Annotated in this window: 1 pseudogene; it reads right to left on the bottom strand. The window is 80.1% G+C overall.

The features are described 5' to 3' along the window. A pseudogene (locus I6F37_RS46695) lies at positions 1-423 on the bottom strand (hypothetical protein); the annotation flags it as partial.

Raw genomic sequence — 423 nt, 5'->3', positions numbered from 1 at the left:
GGCGTCGGTGCTGGCCGGATCGAGCTTGAGCGCGGCGTCGGCGCGCTCGCGGGCCTTGGTCCAGTCGGAGGCCGCGACCGCGGCGCGCGCGTCGGCGATGGCGGCGGCGACCGCCGCGTTGTCGACGGCGCCGGTGGCGCTGCCGGGGCCGGTGGCGACCATCGCGGCGGCGTCGGGCGTGGCCGGCGCGACCGCGACCTCGCCGGCGTCGATCACGACCGCCGCGGGGACGGTGCCGGCGGTGCCGGTGCCGATCGCGGCCGGGGCGCTGCCCGTGCCGGCGGTGCCCGCGGCGACGGTCTCGCCCTTGCTCTTCTTGCCGCCGCCGCCCGCGGCGACGACGACGATCACGCCGGCGACGACCGCGGCGCCGAGCAGCGCCCACAGCCAGGTCTTCTTGCCGCCGGTGGGCACGTCGACGAC

This window comes from Bradyrhizobium sp. NBAIM08 (assembly GCF_020193935.1).
Taxonomy (GTDB): domain Bacteria; phylum Pseudomonadota; class Alphaproteobacteria; order Rhizobiales; family Xanthobacteraceae; genus Bradyrhizobium; species Bradyrhizobium yuanmingense.
Note: the sequence above shows the minus strand (reverse complement) of the source record. Positions and strands in the feature narration are given on the sequence as shown.